This is a genomic window from Antarctobacter jejuensis (assembly GCF_052266595.1).
In the GTDB taxonomy this organism is placed as follows: domain Bacteria; phylum Pseudomonadota; class Alphaproteobacteria; order Rhodobacterales; family Rhodobacteraceae; genus Antarctobacter; species Antarctobacter jejuensis.
The window spans coordinates 1-20,783 of the sequence record NZ_JBQQXJ010000029.1; the positions used below are offsets into that span (position 1 = coordinate 1).

Below are 20,783 nucleotides of genomic sequence, written 5' to 3' on the forward strand. Positions count from 1 at the left end.
AACGGCCATCGGCGTTCAGGCTATCGAGCATCACAGATGCAAGGTTCGCTTCTACTCGACGGTGGAACTCGTCAACGCGCTGGAACAGGAAAAGACGCTCGGAAAAGCCGGGAAAATGGCCGAGATGCTCACCAAGGTCGACTTGGTCATCCTCGACGAGCTGGGATACCTGCCGTTCAGTTCATCAGGCGGCGCGCTTCTGTTCCACCTCCTGAGCAAACTCTACGAGCGTACCAGCGTAATCATCACCACAAACCTCAGCTTCTCGGAATGGGCGCAGGTCTTCGGGGATGCAAAGATGACAACCGCGCTCCTGGACCGGCTCACTCACCGCTGCCACATCCTGGAAACCGGCAACGACAGCTACCGCTTCAAAGCCAGTTCCGAAGCCGCCAAGAAAACAAGAAAGGAGACGCCGGCATTGACCACAACATGACCGCCGAGGAATAAACAAGGGTGGGTCAAATCTCGGTGAAAAAACCGGGTCACTTCTCAGCGGAAATCAACACTTGTAGCGGTACCAAAGCTCCTCAGGGCTCGGAAACTCATCCAATCCCAGGGTCCGCTCGACATCAGGTGATGCGCCCGTCCGGTCATGGAACACAAAGCCGTCGCCGTTCGAGGAAAATACGAACGGGATATCCAGCGTTTCGGCATAGCCAAGCGCTTGCTGCATACCGCCACCGATGGGTTGCTTGTTGTCTTTTGCTTCGATGATCGCGATCGGAATGTTGGGTTTGGCCGAAAGAATATAGTCGGCGCGCTTGCCTTCACCGCGACTGACCATCTTGCCCCGTACGATGATCCGCCCCTTGGTAAAGCTGACCTCTTCACGGATCTGGGTGGTGATGTTCCACCCACTTGAGACAAGGGCCGGCGTGATGAACTTTGTGCAGATATCGCGCTCGCTCAAACTCCGTTTATTCATTTTACCCTGCAAATCCGGTCTATGAAAAAAGTATTGCCTGACGCTACTTGGTCAGCCGGGTGAAACTCAAGTGCGCAGCCATTGTTGCCATGCGTCGATTGCCGGACCGTTCCGTGGATTGAAAAGTTGCATTCTAGAACAGGAAAGCCAAGGTTGCGTCCCGTCGGGGGGAATTCTCCCCGTCCAACTTTTGTAGGTTCACAAACGGCACCTCTCCGTGAACACGAAGGAGCTAGCACGCAAGACGAAGAAAAAGCCTCGCACAGCCGTGCTCATTTTATCGACCCACTGGCCATTTGTATCGCTGAAGCCGAGCCCCCCTCAGCCCTGCTGCGGAAGCGCTGTTCCGCCCTGATCTCCGGCGCCGACATCGGTATCGCCGACGCTCGAGACAAAACCACAAACAGCACTAAGGCCGCATGAACATCGACAAGATCATCGCGACCCTGGCCAGCCGCAAAAGGAATGGATAACACCCGTGAAGGAAGTTGCCGAGGAGACATGGAATCTGCCGTTTTGGCCCAGTGGAGGTCGCCTATGACCGGATCGAACGCCGCAAGGCTTCTTTGTTCGCCGGGCACGACATTGCCGAACTCAAGGCGGCGCTCCAGCATCACACAGGCATGTCACTTGAAAACGCGTCTCAGGTTTTGAACTTCTTGGCGGGACGTGGGCCGCTTGGTCCAGGAGCGCCGCGGGTTTTGGCGCAGGACATGTCCGGAAGCCAGACGGTCGAACAAGCGACGTTGCAAGCGGTTGTCGGCAAAATACACCATGGACTTAACCGCAAAATTTCGCCGAAAACTGCTTCTTGACCGCGACGAAGCACAGCTATTTCGCAGTTGAAACGCAAACCCCGCGAGCGCGATCGGCCCTTTCCAGACCTTTAACCGGCTCTTGTGATGCTGCGGCGCGGCCCGCCGAACCCGCCGTTCGCTGCAGCCGCAAGATCGCTACGGTCTGAACTTGACGCCCGGGATGATCTAGAGTTTCCGAGGAGCGCTGCTGTTCCTCGTGACTAGTTCAACGTCGGTCATTTCCGCCGACGCGGCGGGCACGGGAGTTGCAGGATTGTCTAACTGATCGAGCAGCAATTGCGCCGATTTGAGGCCCAGGCTTCGACGGTCCTGCCTGATGGTGGTCAGGGTCGGGACGTAGAAGGCGCTCATTTCGATATCGTCGAACCCGACGACCGAGATATCGCCCGGCACCGACACCCCGGCCTCGGTCAGCCCCGAGATCAGCCCGAATGCCACCATGTCGGAGGCACAGAACACTGCCGTGGGACGTTGTTTCATCGCCACGATCTCCTTCGCTGCCGCGAGACCGGATTCGAGCGAGAAATCACCGCGGATGATCCATTCGTCGCGTACCGTCAGGCCCAGGCGCGCACGTTCGGCCAGCATGCCCAGCCGTCTCGCGCGGGTCAGGACATTGCCCTTGGGGCCGGTGACATGGGCGATATCGCGGTGGCCCAGGTCATAGAGATGCTGCACGGCGAGGTGCGCGCCCTTTTCGTTATCCGAGCGCACCGAGGGAAAGCTGGCGCCAGCCACCCATTCGCAGGCAAACACCACCCGGTCCGCCACGCCCGCATTGGCGATTACCTCCAACGTCGTGCTTTCCAGCGAGCCGTCCAGCGAGATCATGCCGTCGACCCGGCCGCCGCCGAAATAATCCGCCAGTTGCCGGTCGCGTTGTGGACCGGAGGCGGTCTCGGCGATCAGGACCGAGTAGTCGCTCTTGGCAAACCCGGCGCTGATACCGGCCAGGATCTGCGAGAAGAATGGGTTGCCCAGATTCGGCACCAGCACCAGCACCGCCCCGGCGCTCTGTTTGCGCAGGTTGCGCGCGGAGCGATTCGCCCGGTAGCCGGTGGTTCGGATCGCCTCATGGACGGCTTTACGGGTCGCTTCGGTCAACAGATCAGGGTTTGACAGCGCCCGGCTCACGGTGGCTGTCGATACCCCCGCCGCTCGCGCAACATCCTGAATCTTGGCCGCTTTCCTGATCATCTTCAACACACCTCGCCCCTTCGGCCGTCCCCTGGCGGTCTTTGCCGCGTTTAGGTTTTCTGCCTACGTATCATGTAATCGTTTACAGGCGTCAATAAATCTGCTTTTACTCCCAATGTAAACGATTTCATAGGTGGGGAGGTGAGAACTTCGCAGCCCCCGAAACGCAGGACCGGGCCTCTGGGAGAGCCCACAGGGAGGACTACATGAAACAACTTCGCGCAATTCTGATCGCCAGCACCGCGCTTGCGGCTGCCGGCACCGCACAGGCTACCGACCTGGAGGTCATGCACTGGTGGACCTCCGGCGGCGAGGCCGCGGCAGTGGGTGAGCTTGCCAAGGCGTTCGACGCCACTGGTCACAAATGGGTCGATGCAGCAATCGCCGGGTCCGGCTCGACCGCCCGCCCGATCATGATCAGCCGTCTGACTGGCGGCGACCCGATGGGCGCGTTCCAGTTCAACCACGGCCGCCAAGCCGAAGAACTGATCGAAGCGGGCCTGCTGCGCGACATCACCGACATTGCCGTGGCCGAAGGCTGGACCGACCTGGTCAACCCGCCCTCGCTGCTTGAGGCCTGCACCGTCGACGGCCGGATCTATTGCGCGCCGGTAAATATCCACTCGTGGCAGTGGCTCTGGGTCGGACACCAGGCCTATAGGGATGCGGGCATCCCGGTGCCGACCAACTGGCAGGAGTTCGTCGCCTCCGCGCCGCAACTGGAAGCGGCCGGAAAAATCCCGCTTGCGATGGGCCAGCAGGGATGGCAGCAGCAAGGCGCTTTCAACGTCATGATGGCCAGCTTGCTGCCCAGCGAGATCTATCTTGGCGTCTTTGGCGACAAGGATCCCGAAATCGCTGCCGGGCCGGAAGTGGCGCGCGTGTTCGAAGCGGCCGCCGTGGCCCGCGGAATGTCCAACAAGTCCAAGGTGCAGAACTGGAACGACGCCACCAACCTTGTCATCACCGGTCAGGCGGGCGGCCAGATCATGGGCGACTGGGCGCAGGGCGAATTTTCGGTGGCCGGATTGACTGCGGGCGAGGATTACTCCTGCCTTCCCGGGCTGGGCGTGAACCCGCGTCTTTCGACCGGTGGTGACGCCTTCTATTTCCCGGTGTTGAGTGACGAGGCCGAGATCGAGGCCCAGACTGAACTCGCCAGGACCCTGCTGAAGCCGGAAACCCAGGTGGCCTTCAACCTCAAGAAAGGTTCGCTGCCGGTGCGCGGTGACATCGACCTGTCGGCCGCCAACGACTGCATGCAGAAGGGCCTGAAACTGCTGGCGGATGGCGCGCTGCTGCCTGACACCGACATGCTGATCACCCAGGACACCAGCACGCAGATCGCCACGCTCTTCACCGAGTTCTTCGCCGATCCCTCGATGACGCCCGAGGCGGCACAGGCGCGCTTTGTCGCTCTGATCGAATACGCCGAATAACCCCACCCTTCAGAACCGGCCGGTCCGCACACCCGCGGACCGGCCCCGACAAAGCTGCCGCGAGGGGGAGCCATGGCGTCTTCACGCCCCAATCAACTATTGCGCAACAAAAGTGCCAAGATCGCCGCGATCCCGATGATCGTTACCGCGCTCTTTGTCTTTCTCGGCGGCACGGTCTGGACCGTTGTCTATTCCTTTACCAAGTCGGGGCTGCTGCCACGGCTGAACTGGGTCGGTCTGAATCAGTACGAACGGCTTTGGTCGACCAACAAGTGGCTGGTCTCGATCGAGAACCTCGCGATCTATGGCGCGTGCATGCTGATCCTGTCCTTTGTGATCGGCTTTATCCTTGCCGCGCTGATTGATCAGCAGATCCGGTTTGAAAACACCATTCGCACGATCATCCTGTACCCCTATGCCATGAGCTTCATCGTCACCGGTCTGGTCTGGCAATGGATCCTGAACCCCGAGTTCGGCATTCAGAACATCGTGCGCGGGCTGGGTTGGGAAAGTTTCACCTTCGATCCCTTATATACCCCCTCGATCGCCATCTTTGGCGTGCTGTTTGCCGGTCTCTGGCAAGGGTCCGGGCTGGTCATGGTGCTGATGCTGGCGGGTCTGCGCGGCATTGATCAGGACGTCTGGAAGGCCGCCCGTGTCGACGGCATCCCGGCCTGGAAAACCTATGTCTTTATCGTCATTCCGATGATGCGCCCGGTCTTTATCACCACGCTGGTGCTGGTCGTGACTGGCATCGTCAAGGTCTATGACCTGATCGTTGCCCAGACCGGCGGCGGCCCCGGCATCGCCACAGAGGTGCCCGCGAAATACGTCTATGACAGCATGTTCGGCGGCCAGAACCTAGGACAGGGCTTTGCCGCCTCGACCATGATGCTGTTGATGGTCGCGCTTGTCGTCATCCCCTGGGCTTATCTCGAATTCGGAGGCAAGAAGCGCCATGGTTGATGTCACCACCACCGTCGCCGCCGCACAGGCGAGTCACGAATTTGACGGCCCCCAAGGCCCGAAACCCCGCAAGCGGTTCTCGCGCCGCAACTTTTTCCTCTACGGCACACTGTTCCTCGTCGCGGTTTACTATGCGCTGCCGCTGTATGTGATGATCGTGACCTCGTTGAAAGGCATGCCGGAAATCCGGTTGGGCAACGTGTTTTCGCCGCCGGTCGAAGTGACCTTTGAACCATGGGTCAAGGCCTGGGCCGAAGCCTGCACCGGGCTGAATTGCAACGGATTGTCCCAGGGCTTTTGGAACTCGGTGCGGATCACGGTGCCCTCGGTCATCGCCTCGATCATCATCGCCAGCGTGAACGGTTATGCGCTTGCCAACTGGCGGTTCAAGGGGGCGAACACCTTCTTCACCATCCTGATCTTTGGCGCCTTTATCCCTTATCAGGTGATGCTGTACCCCATGGTCATAATGTTGCGCGAAATCGGCCTGTACGGCACGCTGACCGGCCTGGTGATCGTGCACACGATCTTTGGCATGCCGATCCTGACGCTGCTGTTCCGCAACTACTTTTCGGCGCTGCCCGAAGAGTTGTTCAAGGCCGCCCGCGTCGACGGTGCCGGGTTCTGGCGGATCTATTTCCAGATCATGGTGCCGATGTCACTGCCGATCTTTACCGTGGCGACGATCCTGCAAGTCACCGGCATCTGGAACGATTTCCTGTTCGGCGTGGTCTACACCGGCCCGGAAACCTATCCGATGACCGTGCAGCTGAACAACATCGTCAACTCCACCCAAGGGGTGAAGGAATACAACGTCAACATGGCGGCCACGATCATCACGGCGCTGGTGCCGCTGACCATCTACTTCGTCTCCGGAAAACTCTTCGTGCGCGGCATCGCCGCTGGCGCGGTCAAAGGCTGAGGACCCTGCACATGGAACCGAGCATCTCAATCAAACATCTCGACCTCAGTTTCGGCGCGGTCGAGGTTCTGAAAGACCTCAACCTCGATATCGGACAGGGCGAATTCCTGGTGCTGCTGGGATCAAGCGGCTGCGGCAAGTCCACCCTGCTGAACTGCATCGCCGGGCTGCTGGACATCACCGACGGGCAGATTTGGATTGGCGGCAAGAACGTCACCTGGGAGGAACCGTCGAAGCGCGGCATCGGCATGGTGTTCCAGTCCTACGCGCTCTATCCGCAGATGACGGTCGAGGGGAACCTGACCTTCGGGCTGAAGAACGCCGGGTTCTCGAAGGACGAGATCGCCAAGCGGGTCGCCCGCGCCGCCAAGGTGCTGCAGATCGAACCGCTGCTGAAACGCAAGCCTGCCGCTTTGTCGGGTGGCCAGCGTCAGCGGGTCGCCATCGGCCGGGCGCTGGTGCGCGACGTGGATGTGTTCCTTTTCGACGAGCCGCTGTCGAACCTCGACGCAAAGCTGCGCACCGACCTGCGGGCCGAGATCAAGGAGCTTCACCAGACGCTCGATAACACCATGATTTACGTCACGCATGACCAGATTGAGGCGATGACGCTGGCCGATCGCATCGCCATCATGCGCGGCGGGTTGATCCTGCAGCTGGCTTCGCCCAACGAAATCTACAACAACCCGGCCAACAAATACGTCGCCGAGTTCATCGGCTCGCCGTCGATGAACTTCCTCGAAGGGGTGATCGACACCTCGGGAGCGCCGACATTCACTTGCGCCTCGGGCGACTTTGCGCTTCAGGGCTACGGCTTCCTCAACGGTCCCGTCGGCGGCCCCGCCTGGCTGGGCATCCGCCCCGAGCATATCGCGACCGGTGAGGCCGCGGCGGCTAGTCCCATCCAGTTGAACGCGACAGTGCGCCTAGTCGAACCGCTCGGCTCGGACACACTGGTCCGGGTCAAGGTGGCGGACCAGTTGTTCTGGGTGCGCGTGGATGGCCAGTCCACTATCTCCGACGGCGACGAAATCCTGATCGGCTTCTCGCCTGAGCGGGTCAACCTGTTCGACAAGACAACCGAGGAGCGGCTCTGACCGAACCCCGCCCAAAAATCTGATATTACGGGATAAATAAAAATGAACGCCTCGTTCCAACTCTACTCCGCGCGTGATTACACCTCGTGGAAGGACACTTTCGAACTGCTCGGCAAACTGGGCTACACCCGGGTCGAAGGCTTCGGCGCGAACTACGAAGACGCCGCCGAGACCAAGGCCATGCTGGACGCCAACGGGCTGACCATGCCCTCGGCTCACTTCTTCCCGATCAGCAATTTCGAGGATGACTTCGACAAGACCATCACAACCGCCCGCACGCTGGGCATCAAGCAGCTTTATTGCCCCGCGCCAGAAGATGATCTGCGCGATGGCGGCGATGCGGCGGGCTGGATCGCGCTGGCCAAACGCATGGAGACAGCCGCCAAGCGGGTGCAGGACGCGGGCCTGCGCTTTGGCTGGCACAACCACCACTGGGAATTCATGCCGCTGGAAAACGGTGCCATCCCGATGAACCTGATCTTTGAGCACGCGCCGTCCATCGAGTGGGAAATCGACGTCGCCTGGGTGGTGCGCGGCGGGGCCGATCCTCTGGTCTGGATTGAGAATCACAAGGACCGCATCACCGCGGCGCATGTCAAGGACATCGCCCCAAAAGGCCAATGCGAGGACGAGGACGGCTGGGCAGACCTCGGCCACGGCACGCTTGACTGGAAAACCTACATGGACGCGCTGCGTGGCATCGGCGTCGATATCTTGGTCATGGAGCACGACAAGCCGTCCGACGTCGCGCGCTTTGCCGAACGCTCCATCGCCACCTTCAAGACCCTCTGAAAGGCCAAGACGATGAGCAAGACAATGGGAATTGGCGTCCTGGGCTGCGGCAATATCTCCGCCGCCTACATGCGCCTCGCGCCGCTCTTCAACGGCATCGAGATGCGCGCCTGTGCCGACCTGAATGCTGAGACAGCCAAGGCGCGGGCCGAGGAATTTGGCCTGCGGGCCGAAACCGTCGACGGCTTGCTGGCTGCCGATGACGTGGACATGATCCTCAACCTGACCATCCCGGCGGCGCATTTCGGAGTGTCGAAACGCGCGCTGGAGGCCGGAAAGCACGTCTATTCCGAAAAGCCGTTCGTGTTGTCGGCCGAAGAAGGACTCGCGCTGAAGAAGATCGCCGACGCCAAGGGCCTGCGCGTCGGCTCCGCCCCCGACACCTTCCTCGGCGGCGCCCATCAGCTGGCCCGGCACCTGGTCGATACCGGCGCGGTCGGGCAGATCACTTCGGGCACCTGTTTCGTGCAAAGCCCCGGCATGGAGATGTGGCACCCCAATCCCGACTTCTTCTTCCAGCCGGGCGGCGGCCCAGTGCTGGACCTCGGGCCTTACTACATCTCGAACCTCGTGCAAATGCTTGGGCCGGTGGCGCGGGTGACGGCGATGTCGTCAAGCGCATCTGAATACCGCACCATCACCTCGCAACCCCGCGCGGGCGAGAAGATCAAGGTCGAGACCCCCACCACCATCCACGCGATCCTGCAGTTCGCCTCCGGCGCGCAGATCCTTTACGGCACAAGCTGGGACGTCTGGCAGCACGGGCATTCGAACATGGAGCTTTACGGACAGACCGGCACGCTCCACATCCCCGATCCGAACTTTTTTGGCGGTGAAGTGCGGATGACCGACAAGGCGGCTTTCGTCAACATCACCGAGCACTGGGATCATCCCTTCGCCGTGGCCAACGAGGACGAACGCGCCAACTACCGCTGTGCTGGGTTGGCCGACATGGGGCTGGCGATCCTCGAGGGCCGCGCCCACCGCTGCAACCTCGATTTCGCACTGCACGTAGTCGAAGTGATGACCGCGATCCTGACCTCTGGTGAGGAGAACCGGGTGATCGAGCTTGCCACCAGCTGCAACCGGCCCGAGGCTTTGACCCCGGACGCGGCGCGCGCGCTGCTGGTCTGACGGAGATGTTCGCCCGCCGCCGAACCCTTTCGGAACGCCTTGCCGGGGAGGACAGGCTCAATGTGCCCTCCCCGGTGCCCGACTGTCGCCGCTTTGCCTTCGTCCGTTATTCCGACACTATGGGAGACACACCATGCCCGGTCTGATCAAAGGCCCCGCGCTTTTCCTCGCCCAGTTCGCGGGCGACGACGCCCCTTACAACTCTCTGGAAAACATCGCCAAATGGGCCGCCGACCTGGGGTACAAGGGCATCCAGATCCCCACGTTCGACGCGCGGCTCTTCGATCTCGATAAGGCCGCGACAAGCGACACCTATTGCGACGAGATCAAGGGCATCTGCGCCGACGCCGGTGTCGAGATCACCGAGCTTTCCACGCACCTCCAAGGCCAACTTGTCGCCGTCCACCCCGCCTATGACGAGGCCTTCGACGCTTTCGCCCCGGCCGAGGTGAAGGGCAATCCCAAGGCCCGTCAACAATGGGCGGTCGATCAGGTGAAGAAGGCCGCCGTCGCCGCGCGCAAACTAGGGCTGACCACCACCGTCAGCTTCACCGGCTCGCTTGCCTTCCCCTTCCTCTACCCCTGGCCGCAGCGCCCGGCAGGGCTGATCGAGGAAGCCTTTGCCGAACTGGCCCGCCGCTGGATGCCGATCTTCGACCACTACGAAGACAACGGCATCGACATCGGGTTCGAGTTTCACCCCGGCGAGGATGTCTTCGACGGCGCAACCTTCGAGATGTTCCTGGATGCCTGCACGAACCACGAACGCTGCCGGATCAACTATGACCCCTCGCATTTCCTGCTGCAGCAGATGGACTACCTGAGCTTCATCGACCTCTTCCACGAGCGAATCTGCGCCTTTCACGTCAAGGATGCCGAGTTCAACCCCGATGGCCGCCAGGGCGTCTATTCCGGCTACCAGGGCTGGACCAACCGCGCCGGGCGGTTCCGGTCGCTTGGCGACGGCCAGGTGGATTTCTCCGGCATCTTCTCGAAACTGGCGCAATACGGCTATGACAGCTGGGCCGTGCTGGAATGGGAATGCTGCCTGAAATCGCCCGAACAGGGCGCCGCCGAGGGAGCGTCCTTCATCCAGAGCCACATTATCGAGGTGACCGACAAGGCGTTCGACGATTTCGCCGGGGGCACGACCGACCGCGCGCAACTGCGCCGTATGCTGGGGATCGACTGATGGACAAGCTGAAACTGGGCATGGTGGGCGGCGGCCAGGGCGCCTTCATCGGCGGCGTACACCGCATTGCGGCGCGGATCGATGGGCAATGGGACCTGGTGGCCGGGGCACTGAGTTCCGATGCCGCGCGCGCCCGCGCCTCGGCCGCGGATCTCGGCATCGCCCCCGACCGCGCCTATACCGACTTCGCCGAGATGGCCCGCACCGAGGCGGCCCGGCCCGACGGCATCGACGCGGTGGCCATCGTCACGCCCAACCACATGCATTCCGCCCCGGCGATCGCCTTCCTTCAGGCTGGCATCCACGTGATCTGCGACAAGCCGCTCGCGGCAAAGCCCGAGGACGCAGAAGCCATTGCAAAGACCGTCGAGGACAGCGGAAAACTTTTCATCCTCACCCACAATTACACCGGCTATCCGCTGATCCGTCAGGCGCGCGAGATGGTCGCCCGCGGCGAGCTGGGCAAGATCCGGCTGGTGCACGTGGAATACGCCCAGGACTGGCTGACCGAAGAGTCCCACAGTAAACAGGCCGACTGGCGCACCGATCCTGCACGCTCCGGCGTCGGTGGCTGCGTGGGCGACATCGGCACACACGCTTTCAACCTCGCCTCCTACGTCAGCGGACTCGAGGTCGAGGCGCTGTCGGCCGATCTCGACGCTTTCGTGCCGGGGCGGCAGGTGGACGACAACGTGCATGTCATGCTGCGCTTTCAAGGCGGGGCCAAGGGCATGCTCTGGGCTTCACAGGTGGCCGTAGGCAATGAAAACGCGCTGCGCCTGCGCATCTATGGCACCAAGGGCGGGCTGGACTGGTTGCAGGAAAACCCCAACTCATTGATTTTCAATCGTTTTGGCGAACCGAAACAGATCCTGACCCGTGGCGGAGCGGGCGCCACGCCCGCCGGTCAACGCAATTTGCGCGTGCCGCCGGGCCACCCGGAAGGCTACCTCGAAGGCTTCGCGACAATCTATTCCGAAGCCGCAGCCATGGTGCGCGCGGCCAAGGCCGGCGCCCTGCCCGACGGCGTGCACGCGCCCGGCATCGGCGACGGGCTGCACGGCATGCGGTTCATCGCCGCCTGCGTTGCCTCGTCACGGGAAAATGGGGTCTGGGTCGGCTTTTGATGCCCGCCGCTTGCCTCAATGAGGAGCGGGCCGTCTGCCAGCACGTCGCGCTCAACGCGCAGGCGGCGGAAGATCAATTGTTTGGCTGGCGGCGTCACATGTTATCCACGATGACCTGGAACCGCCGCCCGTCCGTGAAGGCGTTCGCGACGCCGTGTAGCGAGGTGAACAGGACATCGTCGCGGGCGTAAAAGATATCTTGGGTGCCGTTGCCGTGGTGGAAACCGATATCCAGAATCGCCACGCGACCGGCGCCACGTTCGCGCAGGTGCTGCGCCGGTGACGTATTTCGCCGCACGCAAACCCAGGTAGTCCGCAGGGCCGCCGATGTCCTTGGCATCCCCCCAGCGGACGGTCGGAATGCGCGCTCGCCCGACGCAGCCGAGCAGATACCGACGGCCTCGCCTTTGATTGCTCCCGACTCAGCCCACCGGTCATGCGCATCCTCCGCAAGAAGGCCACATTGGTGACGGCGCGACAAAATGGTTCACGGTATCAAACGCCCAGTAGACCGCTTCGCGCCTGTAGAATAAGCTAGCAAGCCGCTCTTTGGGTGAATGGCGGTTTTCGCTGTCGGAAAGGAAATCGTTCGCAATTGCAGCTAATTCCCGCTTTCCGCCCTTTCTGCGGAGAAACATCGTTTTGCTGACGCAGAAAGTGGTATCGATTTCAGTGCGCGAGCGCCCTCCCTGTCGGGTTTTCCGCGGTTGCTGCGGTGCAGGAAAGATCCTGGCCAGTTTGCCGAGGTTTTTGGACGGTTTCGGCGAGGAGAAATTCGTCGTTTGCGCCGCATGGTCCACGTAATCAGAGCCGGTTCACCCCAAGGATCCGCTTGAGGTGGGCAAAGAGCATCTCGGCCGTCTTCCGCAACTTCATCGCAATCACGCCTTCATCGGTTTTGGATAAACCCCTGGCAACTTGTTGCGCATCTTCGTGGTCTTCACGGGTGATCGATCTGGCGTCGGTTGGGGCAGCATTTGGGCTTGGATGGGCAAGCCTGGCAGGTCAGTTTCAGAGCACGGTACTTCGCGGTGCCCTTGCCGGTCGGGCTCCGGTTCGGATTGGAGTATTTCCTGCGGAACTGCTTGAGGGCGTGACCTTCTGCGTCACTGCTCATGCTTCCCCGACACGCGCCCAGAACCCTGATTTCCGGTGGTGCGCCTGTTTGAGCTCGGCAAGATATGTGGCGTGGTCGGCCATTTCGCCGGGGCGGTTGGCATCGGCATTTTCCGCCAACAGGGCCAGTTTCCCGAGGTATGTCGCGCCATGCCCATAGGCCTTGGACCGCGTGCGGGTCAGGATGTCGTCCAGAAGGGCTCGGTAGAGGATCGTCGCCGCCGGCGGATGGTCATGCTCAAGAACCGACGCGACCTTGGGCAGGATGTGCCAGTCGCCACCGTCCCAATGGTCCGGGTGCATCATGATCAGCTTGGCCGCCAGATCCGTCCGAGGCCAGTCCAGAAAGAACTGCAGGGCCGCCTCGGGCGCGGCCATGTCCAGGGCATAGGCAAGGGCCCGGTCTTCGGCCTCGATATCCTCAAAATCTGGCAATTGACCAAGGTAGTCGCGCAGGACCTCAGCCGACAGGGTGGCCTCGAAACACCGCCAGCGCAAGGCCTGCGCGGCAGGTGCATTGCCCAGGGTCTCCAAGATGCGTGCCTCCAAGCTGACTTTATCCGGGGACATATCCCCCTCGTCCTCAACAAAAGCGTGCCGCCCCGGTTTGCGCACCCAGTCGAGCGCCTCGGCGCTGCGCCCGACCTCCAGAAGCTGCGCCGCGATGCCCAGAGTATCCTGCATGTGCGGGCGCTTTTCCGCCTCCAGCGCGATGAGCAAATCAAGATCCCCGCGTGCCCCGGCAATGGTCTGGCGCATCCCGGCCCATTGCGAGGTCATTGAATAGAACCACCCCTCGCGCGGGCGCGCCGCCTCCTCGGCCTGCCGCTCGGCGATGGCCTTTTTCAGCTGGGCATCCCAGCGCGCCAAGCCGTCGTGCGGCAGATGCGGCGCAACGGCGGCGGTGACATCGGCCAGGTAACCGTGCGTGCTTTCGCCAAGTGCGGTCATGATCTTCTCGGGCAGCTGATCTTTCTCCGCGGTCGTCAGTCGCGGCGCCAAGTCGCCGGTCGCGGCGATTGCTTGGTAATAAACGTCCTGAATACGGCCCGAGGAATCATCGACCCGCTCGAACACCTGTTCATGCGTTGCGATGAAGCGCAGCAGCCGATCCACCGCCAGCCCCGGCGCGGCGACGCCCAACTGAGAGGTCAGGGTATCGGTCAGGCTGCGCAGATCCTCGGCAAAGGCGCGTGCCTTGTCCCATTCGATGAAACTCCTGGCCCGCGCCAGCCCCGAGAGCCGCCGGTCGACCAGCTTGGCAATGGCCTGAGGCCCGGACCTGCCGGCCAGCGCCGCCTTGAGCTGCCGCCGAAATCCGGCGTTACGCTCTGCTTCGTCCAGCACCAGCTGTGCAAGCTTCTCGACACCGAGGTCTTTCAATTGGTCGGTGGAAAGGGCGGGTTTGCGGGCCCTGCGTAAGCCTCAGATTTGAATTCTCCGCAATCCTTCCTGCCTCGGCCAGATCGTTGAGGCAAGCCTTGGAGCTTCACTGGTGAAACGCTGCGGAAGGATCCGAGGATTGCAATGGGGCGCTTGCGAGGCCGTATAGGACTATCGAGGGCCGAGCGTGATCAAGCCACGTTCGAAACGCTTACCTGGCACAAACATCTCCAATGGGAGATGGACAGCCGCGCCGCACTCTGTCGGAACGGATTTGCCCACGCCTGCTCCAGTCGCAGGACATGTCGCAACGCGTCGCTTCCAAGCGCAATTGGGATGGCGGGCGAATTGGCGGGTACGAATGGCAAAAGCTGGAATTACTCAACAAAATCAGCATGTAGTGGCGGAGGGGATGGGCCTGGGAGCGAACGTTCTCTGGCACGTAAGTCACTGATATAATTGGATCAAGCATTGGTTCGTGCGGCCATCCGGTTCAATCGCGGCTGGTAGCTAATCTCGCGAAAGCAATCGTGGCAACCTTCGTGGAACAGGACGAACCCCCGATCCAGTGCTGTGACCTCGACCACATACTCGGCGAGATCGATAACCAAGATGTTGCCCTCTCGCATGCATGCCCTGCCATTCTGAAAATGCGGGACACCGCATGGCTGACGCAGCGCTCTGCTGTCAGAGGATAGGAATACCACCGCGTCGACATGCTCTCTCCCGCCTGCAAGTCGGCCCCCAGCCCGAGCACCCTGCGGGAAATGTACAACATCCTTTCGACTGTCATGGTGTGCCGCTCTTCACGCTGTGGCGGCACAGCACGTGAACATCTTATGGAGCAACATCTTGGCCAGCTTCTCGATCTTTCCGATCTATGTCGGCGCAGATGCGCAGGGCTTCTTCGCCTACATCGCGCCCTTGGATGGCGGCTTGCACGTCCTCGCACGATCCTCCTGCCCCAGCCGTGCCCGTGAACTTGGCCGGCGAGAACTTCGTCGCCTCGATCAGATCAACAACCGTCAAAGCGCTTGACGTAACGGGCATCTAGGAAACACGACACCGTCACACGTTCCGTGTCGCGCCCTCTTCGCCGGGGATTGGCCGCGAACATTCAGCCGTTCTACCGGCTGCCATCCCGAATTGCTACTGCACCGAATAGCGCGCGCCCCACGCCGCTTTGGACGGCCAAGCGGTGCCACGACCTTCTCGAACGCCCCTTCAACGTGTTCACCAACTGCTCAGCCGCGGGAAAACTCAGACCTCTCTTCGACTGACTGGATGTGGAACTCAAGAATGGAGGTGAAGGTGGATAGCGCGAACTTCTTGTCGGCATTTGACGAAGCCGTCGCCAAGAACGCCGGCGATTGGGTTTCGGAAGTATTTGAAGCTATTGATCCCTTGTTAGCGCACTTGCTCGGCGTGATCGACCCCATCACGGCGGCCGCCTTTCTTGCCGGTGCCGTTGCGGCAATGACCGGCGCCCGGCTCGCCCTGCTTGGCGCAGTGATGCTGGTACTGGCAGAGCTCGCAGTCGCGTCGGAGATTCTCGCGGGAGTGCCAACATGGACGGCACCGGCGGCGATCGCGCTTCTGCTCCTCGGCGCCGTGCAAGGCGTTCTGACGCTGGTCGTGGGCGAGCAGACGGCCGGTACCCTGCTGGCGGCAGCAATCGTCGGGACGATCTTCTTCATCCTGTGGCGGGGACCGGCTCGGGCACTTCGAATTCTTGGTGCGGTCGCACACCGGATGGCGAGGCGCTGATCATGGTCGATACGCCGCTCTTCGCATTCGATTACGGTCACGTGCTGGCTGGCGCTGCATCGGGCCTCGTTCTTTCAGTGCTCCTCCGCAATCCCGTCGTGGCCACTCTGGTGGCTACTTCCCTTGCGGGCGGGCTCGTCTGGACCATCGCGATGGATCCATCGGGACCGACTGCGTTCTTCGAGTTCGCCGCCGAAAGGCTATCACAGCTCGCAACGCAGGGTTTCCTGACCGGCGCGCTTCTCGCGAAGGCCGCGGTCGGTCTTGTCGAAGGTCTTGGAAGAGCTGGTCGGAGGCGGCGTCGATGAACGCGCCCTTCCACAACAAGAAGCATCTCGGCAGCCGGTTGTCAGACGATCAGATCGACCAGATCGTCGACCGTTTCCTTTCGGATGAAGCCCGCCGCGAAGCCACCTTCGATGCCTACCGAAAGTCCGATCTGGAGCGCTTTCTCTGTCGCTTGAACAGAAAGCGTCGTCGCGCATTTCTTCGGAGGCTGGTCCCGTCCGTCCAGATCCACAACCTTCTGCGTCGGCGATCGCCATGGGGCAGGAAGAGCGAACCGGTCGATGTTTCGCAAGGTCGAGGCACTTACCCGAGCATACCGGTTCGGCAGGCGACGGGCTGGCGCCCTAGATGGCAGAGTTCTCTCAGGTTTCTTATATTCCTCGCGCTCCTGAAGGTGGCGGGATACTACGCCGCCGAGCCCGTCCTTGGGCCCGTCGTCTCCACATTGCCCAGCGGCCTCGCGGCTCGCGCGGAAATCGCGCTTCGATGCGGCGACGCCGTGATGCTCCGCGACGACACCGGGAGTTTCGTCGGGACCATTCCCGTTGATCCCTCGGGCGCTTGTACGTCCGGCCATCTCACCGCCCCCTTCAACGACGCGACAGCGCTGCGCGTGGCAGAGGCTATTGCGGTTCTCGAGGGCAGATGGGCGCGGTCGCCGCTGACATTGTTCGGACAGGATCTGGTTGGCCTCGTCCGAGGTGCAGCTTTCGAAATCGAGCGCTCGATCAGAGGCCTCGACCGCGAGGAAGTACTGAACCGCTGGTTGGCAGGTGAAAGACCGACCTTTCTCCAGCCACGTGGCAGCGGCCCCGTCCTGTCCGCTTTTGAAGCATTGGTCGGGCAGCCCGGACGCGTCGACGAACCGCTCGACAAAGTACGCAACGTCGGTGCCGCCATGGTATTCGTGGCGAGAACCATGGGCATGGACGAGAACGCGCGCGCGCATTTCCTCGCCGAACGCATGACGGTGATCCATGGCGAGGGTCGTCCACTGGCGGGCGCACTAGCGGCTGAACTGCTGTTCGGCGGTCCACCCGGAAACTTGGGCGAGGTGTGCCTCTTTGCGGCGGCATCCACATTTAACCTGTATCAGGATCTTCCCGTCTTCGGCGCACACGTCGATCGACGGTACGAACGTGCCCGTGCTCGGGCACGGGTCTGCGCAACGAGGCTCGCCAGAAACGACGAGGAACGCCTGCTTGCCTACGAGGTCATCGAAGCGTTCCGAAACCCATCGTCGATGCTTTCCGCTCTGCCGGGCGGCTCCGCAATAAATGTGCGCGATGCTCTCGGCGCGGCGGGGATCGCCGAACCGCTGTCCGACGCGCAGTTGACGCTCGACGTGGAAGCGCAGACCGTAGCCCAAGAGACTGTGCGCGATGTTCTTGACCAGCTGTCGTACCGGCTCGCTCCCGGAGTTTGCTTTGCGGGAAACTGCGATGTGCGGGCGGATTACCTCGTGGCGGTCGCCGAAATCGACGACGAGGCCCTTCCCTTGCGCGTCGCCTTCACCAACCGTCATCGATCTCTTCTTGGGCCCTTCTCTGAAGAAGATGCATCGCACGCTGTCGCTCTGGCGCCAGCGTTCGGGCTCGGAAGCCAACACAAGGCGCTGCTCGCGCTGATCGCAGCACGCCATGGCGAGTCAAGGCTCTGCAACAGGATTTACGGCTCCATCACGAACACGTCTGGTCCGGCGCCGGTTGATGACTGCACCACCCGCTCTCCTTCGGGATGGGTCGACGTTCGCGAGGCCTTGGGAAGATCGATGAATCTCCCCTGGGTCGATGTCGCGCGCCGTCATGCTCTTGAGATGAGCGTCCTAGAGACCAATCTCGGGTTCCTCGGGGAACCGGCCGGACCAGGAGGCGCGGCCCTCGGCTTCGGTCGCCGGGCGCCTCCCGAACGCTTCATGGCGCTGTTCGCCGCCGTCGCTCGAGCTGCTGACGGCTCCCGCCCCGCGACCGAGGGCCTGATGGTGCTTGACGGCTATCCGGCTCGATCGGTGGATCTTGAAGCCGTCGGTTACGAAGCAGATGTCGTTCGTGAAACTGCTGCGCTGTTCTCGGCACCGTTTGAAGAAAACGGTACGCTCCGGCGTCTCCATGACCAATTGCGTCCTCTCGGATGCACCCCGACGCTTGGGAAGACCGGCACCACCGAGATCGCCGGCGGCGGACCCGCGCGCTCCCGCACGGCGACAGTTGTCGTGTCATGTGGCGACCGGCAGTTCGTCGTGTTCGCCAGCATCGAAAGCTCGATCGCCCAGCAACCGGTCGGTGCCATCACCGCAAGAGAACTTGGCGAAATGATCGCGGCCGCCTTGTCGGGACTCGGCGATCAACGCCCGGAACGGTGACCGCGAATGGCGGCTCGAGCGGTTGATCGGACGGTCTCATATGTTTCGCCCTGACCATGATGCGCGGATCCCAGACCGGCCAAGTCTACTTGCAGCATTCCCGCGGGAAAACTTGCCATGCGCTTCGACTGATCCCTTGAAAGCCGCCGAAACTGTCGTGGCGGCCTTCCAGCGGAGGAGGACGACAACATGGAAACGGTGACCCTGACGGCTCATGCCGAAACACGTGCCAACCAGAGAGGCATCCGCCGGGAAACGATGGCGATCCTTCTTGACTACGGCGTCGCCAAGATCCGCGGCGGCGCTGAAGTCATCTACATGGATCAGGCAGCGCGCCGGAAGGCCCGCGAAGATCTCGGTGACAAGGTCTATGCCCGCATCGAGCGCGCACTCGATGCATACCTCGTCGTTGCGGAAGATGGCCGCGTGATGACCTGCGCGCACCGCCGTAAGCCGCTTCGGTTCCGGAACTGATCGTCATGCAGCCCGAGACGTTCTGGCTTGGGCAGGAACGCCACCGGCCCATCCCAAAAAACGGCGTTCAACGCGAATATCGCGCCCCCGAGAAAAAAATGTACGGCCCGCGGGAAAAACGGCGTCGTGTTTCGACTGATTGATTGAAGCCAGCCTCGGCTTCCTGGTCGCCTGGCGGTGGCCCTGCCGTCCGCCCCGTTTTCGGGGCGGGCGGCACACCAAGGCAAAAGCGACGGATGTGCCCGCGAGGGGCTGGAACCAAGGCTGATCATGAGCAAGATCAAGACATTCACCGTGCTGCTCAACGGCGTTTCGGCCGCGCTTACAGGCGCCGGCTTTTTCACGCTGCTGGAGCCATGGTCGGATCGGCTCATCCCGCACGACTATAGTTGGCTGGCGGCCGCTGGGCTTGCTGGGCTGGGAAGCGTCGTGATCCAGGGCCTCCTGCATGAAGCTTGGTGGCGGGCGGGTTCCGAGGGGATCCTTCGTGCCCCGTTCAACCTGTTCGTTGGCGTAACGATGAGTAGCCTGAGTTGGCTCGGGGGTGCGGGTGGCGCGATGCTCGTCTCCAGCTATAGCGACCTGGTGTTCGGCCAGCAGCAGCAGGAGGTCGCGGGCACAGTCGTTCCGATGCGCGCCTTTGCGAGCGACTTCGCCGACTTGCGCGCGGATCTCCTCGGCCTTTCAGAGGACGCCGCTCAACTTGCGGCGACGGAAACGCGGCAGGGCGGGACTTGCACGAATGATACAAATCCCGGCGGTACTTGCGGCCCGCTGTGCCGGATGCGGCAGCGCCATGCGCGCGAACTTGCCGAGATCGACGTCGTTGCCGCGGAACTCGAGTCCCGCGCACGCGACATCTCCATCGCGATGTCTACCGCCGCAGACATCGTGGTTCAGCGCGATCTTTATGCTCAAGCCGTGCGTCTTCAGGCGAACACCGAACAGCGACGGATGGCGGACCGTCTGCGCTCGCTGGCCGATGAGTTCGGCAGGGAACTGATCGACGTTCACCCCGAGACGGGCGACACCGTCATAGATCCCGAGACAGGTGAACCGCGCCGGTTGATCTGCGAAGACCAGGAATTCGCCGCGCGTCTGGCCGCCCTTGCCACAAGGTCCGCGGAACGGGTCGATCTTCCCTCCACCGCGCCACGCGAACAGCAGGTCGATCTTTCAGACGCCCTCGGCTGCGTGGTCGCCCGTGTCGGTGAGTTGGCTTGGGGCGGGCAACCGTGTCCCGGCGGGATCAGCGACGGACCACTGAAAGCGGCTTTTGTGCTCGAGTTCGTTATTGTTATCCTGCTTCTCGGAGAGGCTGCTCGCCAACGTCGTCTTGGGCGTATTCCGACCATGGCGCAGCGGTTCTTCAAGGAGGGGGCGACCGAGAAATTGACTGATCGTGACATAGAACATGCCCATTGGCTGATCCGGGCCGCCAGCCTCTACCTTGTCGAGGCAGGGAGGCGTGGCAGGTTCATCGCCGTACCCAACGACGGCGCACCGGAAGCGCGCGCTGATGCCATGCGCTTCGTACGGTTTCTTGGTGAAAGTCGCCCTGTGCTATTCCGTGTCCCGCTTGCTGACCTCGACCGCGGCTGGACACTTGCCCGTGGGCCGGCCTTCGAGGATGCGACCGAGTTCGACCTCTTCCGCTGGCCTAGAGAGGCGGACCAGATCCTCCGGCAGGTCGAGAGAGATGAACATTCGTTGCGAGCAATGGAGGGATGAACTGATGTTGTAGCGAACTGATTGAGAATTCTTTGCTGAAAGGTAGTTAT

The 20,783-nt window shown here is 61.9% G+C and carries 17 protein-coding genes and 4 pseudogenes; 15 read left to right on the top strand and 6 right to left on the bottom strand.

Going from position 1 to position 20,783, the window contains the following annotated elements:
- A partial coding sequence (locus ACTXGA_RS23505; protein WP_443392036.1) for an ATP-binding protein occupies positions 1 to 436 on the top strand: 436 nt, incomplete at its 5' end.
- A 75-nt stretch (positions 437 to 511) separates the two neighbouring features.
- Here the strand turns inward: ACTXGA_RS23505 and ACTXGA_RS23510 are convergent.
- From ACTXGA_RS23510 to ACTXGA_RS23520, 3 genes and pseudogenes are all read right to left on the bottom strand, one after another.
- A pseudogene (locus ACTXGA_RS23510) lies at positions 512 to 928 on the bottom strand (type I restriction endonuclease); the annotation flags it as partial.
- A 272-nt stretch (positions 929 to 1,200) separates the two neighbouring features.
- On the bottom strand, positions 1,201 to 1,542 hold the full coding sequence (locus ACTXGA_RS23515; RefSeq protein WP_443397157.1) for a hypothetical protein: 342 nt from the start codon (positions 1,540 to 1,542) through the stop codon (positions 1,201 to 1,203).
- A 369-nt stretch (positions 1,543 to 1,911) separates the two neighbouring features.
- Positions 1,912 to 2,943 carry a LacI family DNA-binding transcriptional regulator gene (locus tag ACTXGA_RS23520; protein ID WP_443397176.1) on the bottom strand — a complete coding sequence of 344 codons (1,032 nt, stop codon included), beginning with the start codon at positions 2,941 to 2,943 and terminating at the stop codon, positions 1,912 to 1,914.
- Positions 2,944 to 3,149: 206 nt separating this feature from the next.
- Between ACTXGA_RS23520 and ACTXGA_RS23525 the strand changes: the two genes are divergently transcribed.
- The 8 genes from ACTXGA_RS23525 to ACTXGA_RS23560 all read left to right on the top strand — a co-directional run bounded on the left by ACTXGA_RS23525 (position 3,150) and on the right by ACTXGA_RS23560 (position 11,612).
- On the top strand, positions 3,150 to 4,382 hold the full coding sequence (locus ACTXGA_RS23525) for an ABC transporter substrate-binding protein (RefSeq protein WP_443397158.1): 1,233 nt from the start codon (positions 3,150 to 3,152) through the stop codon (positions 4,380 to 4,382).
- Positions 4,383 to 4,454: 72 nt separating this feature from the next.
- Positions 4,455 to 5,348, top strand: coding sequence for a carbohydrate ABC transporter permease (locus ACTXGA_RS23530; RefSeq protein ID WP_443397159.1), 894 nt, complete (start codon positions 4,455 to 4,457; stop codon positions 5,346 to 5,348).
- Positions 5,341 to 6,270: a carbohydrate ABC transporter permease gene (locus ACTXGA_RS23535; protein ID WP_443397160.1), complete on the top strand. Its 930-nt coding sequence runs from the start codon at positions 5,341 to 5,343 to the stop codon at positions 6,268 to 6,270. The genes ACTXGA_RS23530 and ACTXGA_RS23535 overlap by 8 nt, the downstream gene beginning before the upstream one ends.
- Before the next feature lie 11 nt (positions 6,271 to 6,281).
- Complete coding sequence (locus ACTXGA_RS23540) at positions 6,282 to 7,367, top strand: ABC transporter ATP-binding protein (protein ID WP_443397161.1); 1,086 nt, start codon at positions 6,282 to 6,284, stop codon at positions 7,365 to 7,367.
- 42 nt (positions 7,368 to 7,409) lie between these two features.
- On the top strand, positions 7,410 to 8,159 hold the full coding sequence (locus ACTXGA_RS23545; RefSeq protein ID WP_443397162.1) for a sugar phosphate isomerase/epimerase family protein: 750 nt from the start codon (positions 7,410 to 7,412) through the stop codon (positions 8,157 to 8,159).
- Between the two features lie 12 nt (positions 8,160 to 8,171).
- Entirely contained in the window at positions 8,172 to 9,293 is a 1,122-nt protein-coding gene (locus ACTXGA_RS23550) for a Gfo/Idh/MocA family protein (RefSeq protein ID WP_443397163.1), read from the top strand.
- Between the two features lie 133 nt (positions 9,294 to 9,426).
- A complete protein-coding gene (locus ACTXGA_RS23555; protein WP_443397164.1) occupies positions 9,427 to 10,485 on the top strand; it encodes a sugar phosphate isomerase/epimerase family protein in 1,059 nt (352 codons plus the stop codon).
- Positions 10,485 to 11,612 carry a Gfo/Idh/MocA family protein gene (locus ACTXGA_RS23560; protein ID WP_443397165.1) on the top strand — a complete coding sequence of 376 codons (1,128 nt, stop codon included), beginning with the start codon at positions 10,485 to 10,487 and terminating at the stop codon, positions 11,610 to 11,612. Before ACTXGA_RS23555 ends, ACTXGA_RS23560 begins: the two co-directional genes overlap by 1 nt.
- A gap of 154 nt (positions 11,613 to 11,766) precedes the next feature.
- Here the strand turns inward: ACTXGA_RS23560 and ACTXGA_RS23565 are convergent.
- From ACTXGA_RS23565 to ACTXGA_RS23575, 3 pseudogenes are all read right to left on the bottom strand, one after another.
- Positions 11,767 to 11,889: pseudogene (locus ACTXGA_RS23565) on the bottom strand (histone deacetylase family protein); the annotation flags it as partial.
- 424 nt (positions 11,890 to 12,313) lie between these two features.
- Positions 12,314 to 12,714: pseudogene (locus tag ACTXGA_RS23570) on the bottom strand (transposase); the annotation flags it as partial.
- Positions 12,715 to 12,725: 11 nt separating this feature from the next.
- A pseudogene (locus tag ACTXGA_RS23575) lies at positions 12,726 to 14,129 on the bottom strand (DUF6880 family protein); the annotation flags it as partial.
- Positions 14,130 to 14,963: 834 nt separating this feature from the next.
- Here ACTXGA_RS23575 and ACTXGA_RS23580 point away from each other — a divergent pair.
- The 6 genes from ACTXGA_RS23580 to ACTXGA_RS23610 all read left to right on the top strand — a co-directional run bounded on the left by ACTXGA_RS23580 (position 14,964) and on the right by ACTXGA_RS23610 (position 20,733).
- Positions 14,964 to 15,149 (top strand): hypothetical protein, encoded by a 186-nt coding sequence (locus ACTXGA_RS23580; protein ID WP_443397166.1) that lies wholly within the window; start codon positions 14,964 to 14,966, stop codon positions 15,147 to 15,149.
- Between the two features lie 261 nt (positions 15,150 to 15,410).
- Complete coding sequence (locus tag ACTXGA_RS23590) at positions 15,411 to 15,878, top strand: hypothetical protein (RefSeq protein WP_443397168.1); 468 nt, start codon at positions 15,411 to 15,413, stop codon at positions 15,876 to 15,878.
- A gap of 2 nt (positions 15,879 to 15,880) precedes the next feature.
- A complete protein-coding gene (locus ACTXGA_RS23595; protein WP_443397169.1) occupies positions 15,881 to 16,186 on the top strand; it encodes a hypothetical protein in 306 nt (101 codons plus the stop codon).
- Complete coding sequence (locus ACTXGA_RS23600; protein ID WP_443397170.1) at positions 16,183 to 18,528, top strand: hypothetical protein; 2,346 nt, start codon at positions 16,183 to 16,185, stop codon at positions 18,526 to 18,528. Before ACTXGA_RS23595 ends, ACTXGA_RS23600 begins: the two co-directional genes overlap by 4 nt.
- Before the next feature lie 189 nt (positions 18,529 to 18,717).
- On the top strand, positions 18,718 to 19,002 hold the full coding sequence (locus ACTXGA_RS23605) for a hypothetical protein (protein WP_407590742.1): 285 nt from the start codon (positions 18,718 to 18,720) through the stop codon (positions 19,000 to 19,002).
- A gap of 270 nt (positions 19,003 to 19,272) precedes the next feature.
- Positions 19,273 to 20,733 (top strand): hypothetical protein, encoded by a 1,461-nt coding sequence (locus ACTXGA_RS23610; protein WP_443397171.1) that lies wholly within the window; start codon positions 19,273 to 19,275, stop codon positions 20,731 to 20,733.
- Positions 20,734 to 20,783: the final 50 nt, after the last annotated feature.

What these genes read in the sequence shown, in the direction of transcription:
- ACTXGA_RS23545 (WP_443397162.1), top strand. Translation starts at nt 7,410, where the DNA reads ATGAACGCCTCGTTCCAACTCTACTCCGCGCGTGATTACACCTCGTGG.
- ACTXGA_RS23550 (WP_443397163.1), top strand. Translation starts at nt 8,172, where the DNA reads ATGAGCAAGACAATGGGAATTGGCGTCCTGGGCTGCGGCAATATCTCC.
- ACTXGA_RS23525 (WP_443397158.1), top strand. Translation starts at nt 3,150, where the DNA reads ATGAAACAACTTCGCGCAATTCTGATCGCCAGCACCGCGCTTGCGGCT.
- ACTXGA_RS23555 (WP_443397164.1), top strand. Translation starts at nt 9,427, where the DNA reads ATGCCCGGTCTGATCAAAGGCCCCGCGCTTTTCCTCGCCCAGTTCGCG.
- ACTXGA_RS23515 (WP_443397157.1), bottom strand. Translation starts at nt 1,542, where the DNA reads ATGCTGGAGCGCCGCCTTGAGTTCGGCAATGTCGTGCCCGGCGAACAA.
- ACTXGA_RS23520 (WP_443397176.1), bottom strand. Translation starts at nt 2,943, where the DNA reads ATGATCAGGAAAGCGGCCAAGATTCAGGATGTTGCGCGAGCGGCGGGG.
- ACTXGA_RS23540 (WP_443397161.1), top strand. Translation starts at nt 6,282, where the DNA reads ATGGAACCGAGCATCTCAATCAAACATCTCGACCTCAGTTTCGGCGCG.
- ACTXGA_RS23595 (WP_443397169.1), top strand. Translation starts at nt 15,881, where the DNA reads ATGGTCGATACGCCGCTCTTCGCATTCGATTACGGTCACGTGCTGGCT.
- ACTXGA_RS23610 (WP_443397171.1), top strand. Translation starts at nt 19,273, where the DNA reads ATGAGCAAGATCAAGACATTCACCGTGCTGCTCAACGGCGTTTCGGCC.
- ACTXGA_RS23605 (WP_407590742.1), top strand. Translation starts at nt 18,718, where the DNA reads ATGGAAACGGTGACCCTGACGGCTCATGCCGAAACACGTGCCAACCAG.
- ACTXGA_RS23530 (WP_443397159.1), top strand. Translation starts at nt 4,455, where the DNA reads ATGGCGTCTTCACGCCCCAATCAACTATTGCGCAACAAAAGTGCCAAG.
- ACTXGA_RS23560 (WP_443397165.1), top strand. Translation starts at nt 10,485, where the DNA reads ATGGACAAGCTGAAACTGGGCATGGTGGGCGGCGGCCAGGGCGCCTTC.
- ACTXGA_RS23535 (WP_443397160.1), top strand. Translation starts at nt 5,341, where the DNA reads ATGGTTGATGTCACCACCACCGTCGCCGCCGCACAGGCGAGTCACGAA.
- ACTXGA_RS23590 (WP_443397168.1), top strand. Translation starts at nt 15,411, where the DNA reads ATGGAGGTGAAGGTGGATAGCGCGAACTTCTTGTCGGCATTTGACGAA.
- ACTXGA_RS23600 (WP_443397170.1), top strand. Translation starts at nt 16,183, where the DNA reads ATGAACGCGCCCTTCCACAACAAGAAGCATCTCGGCAGCCGGTTGTCA.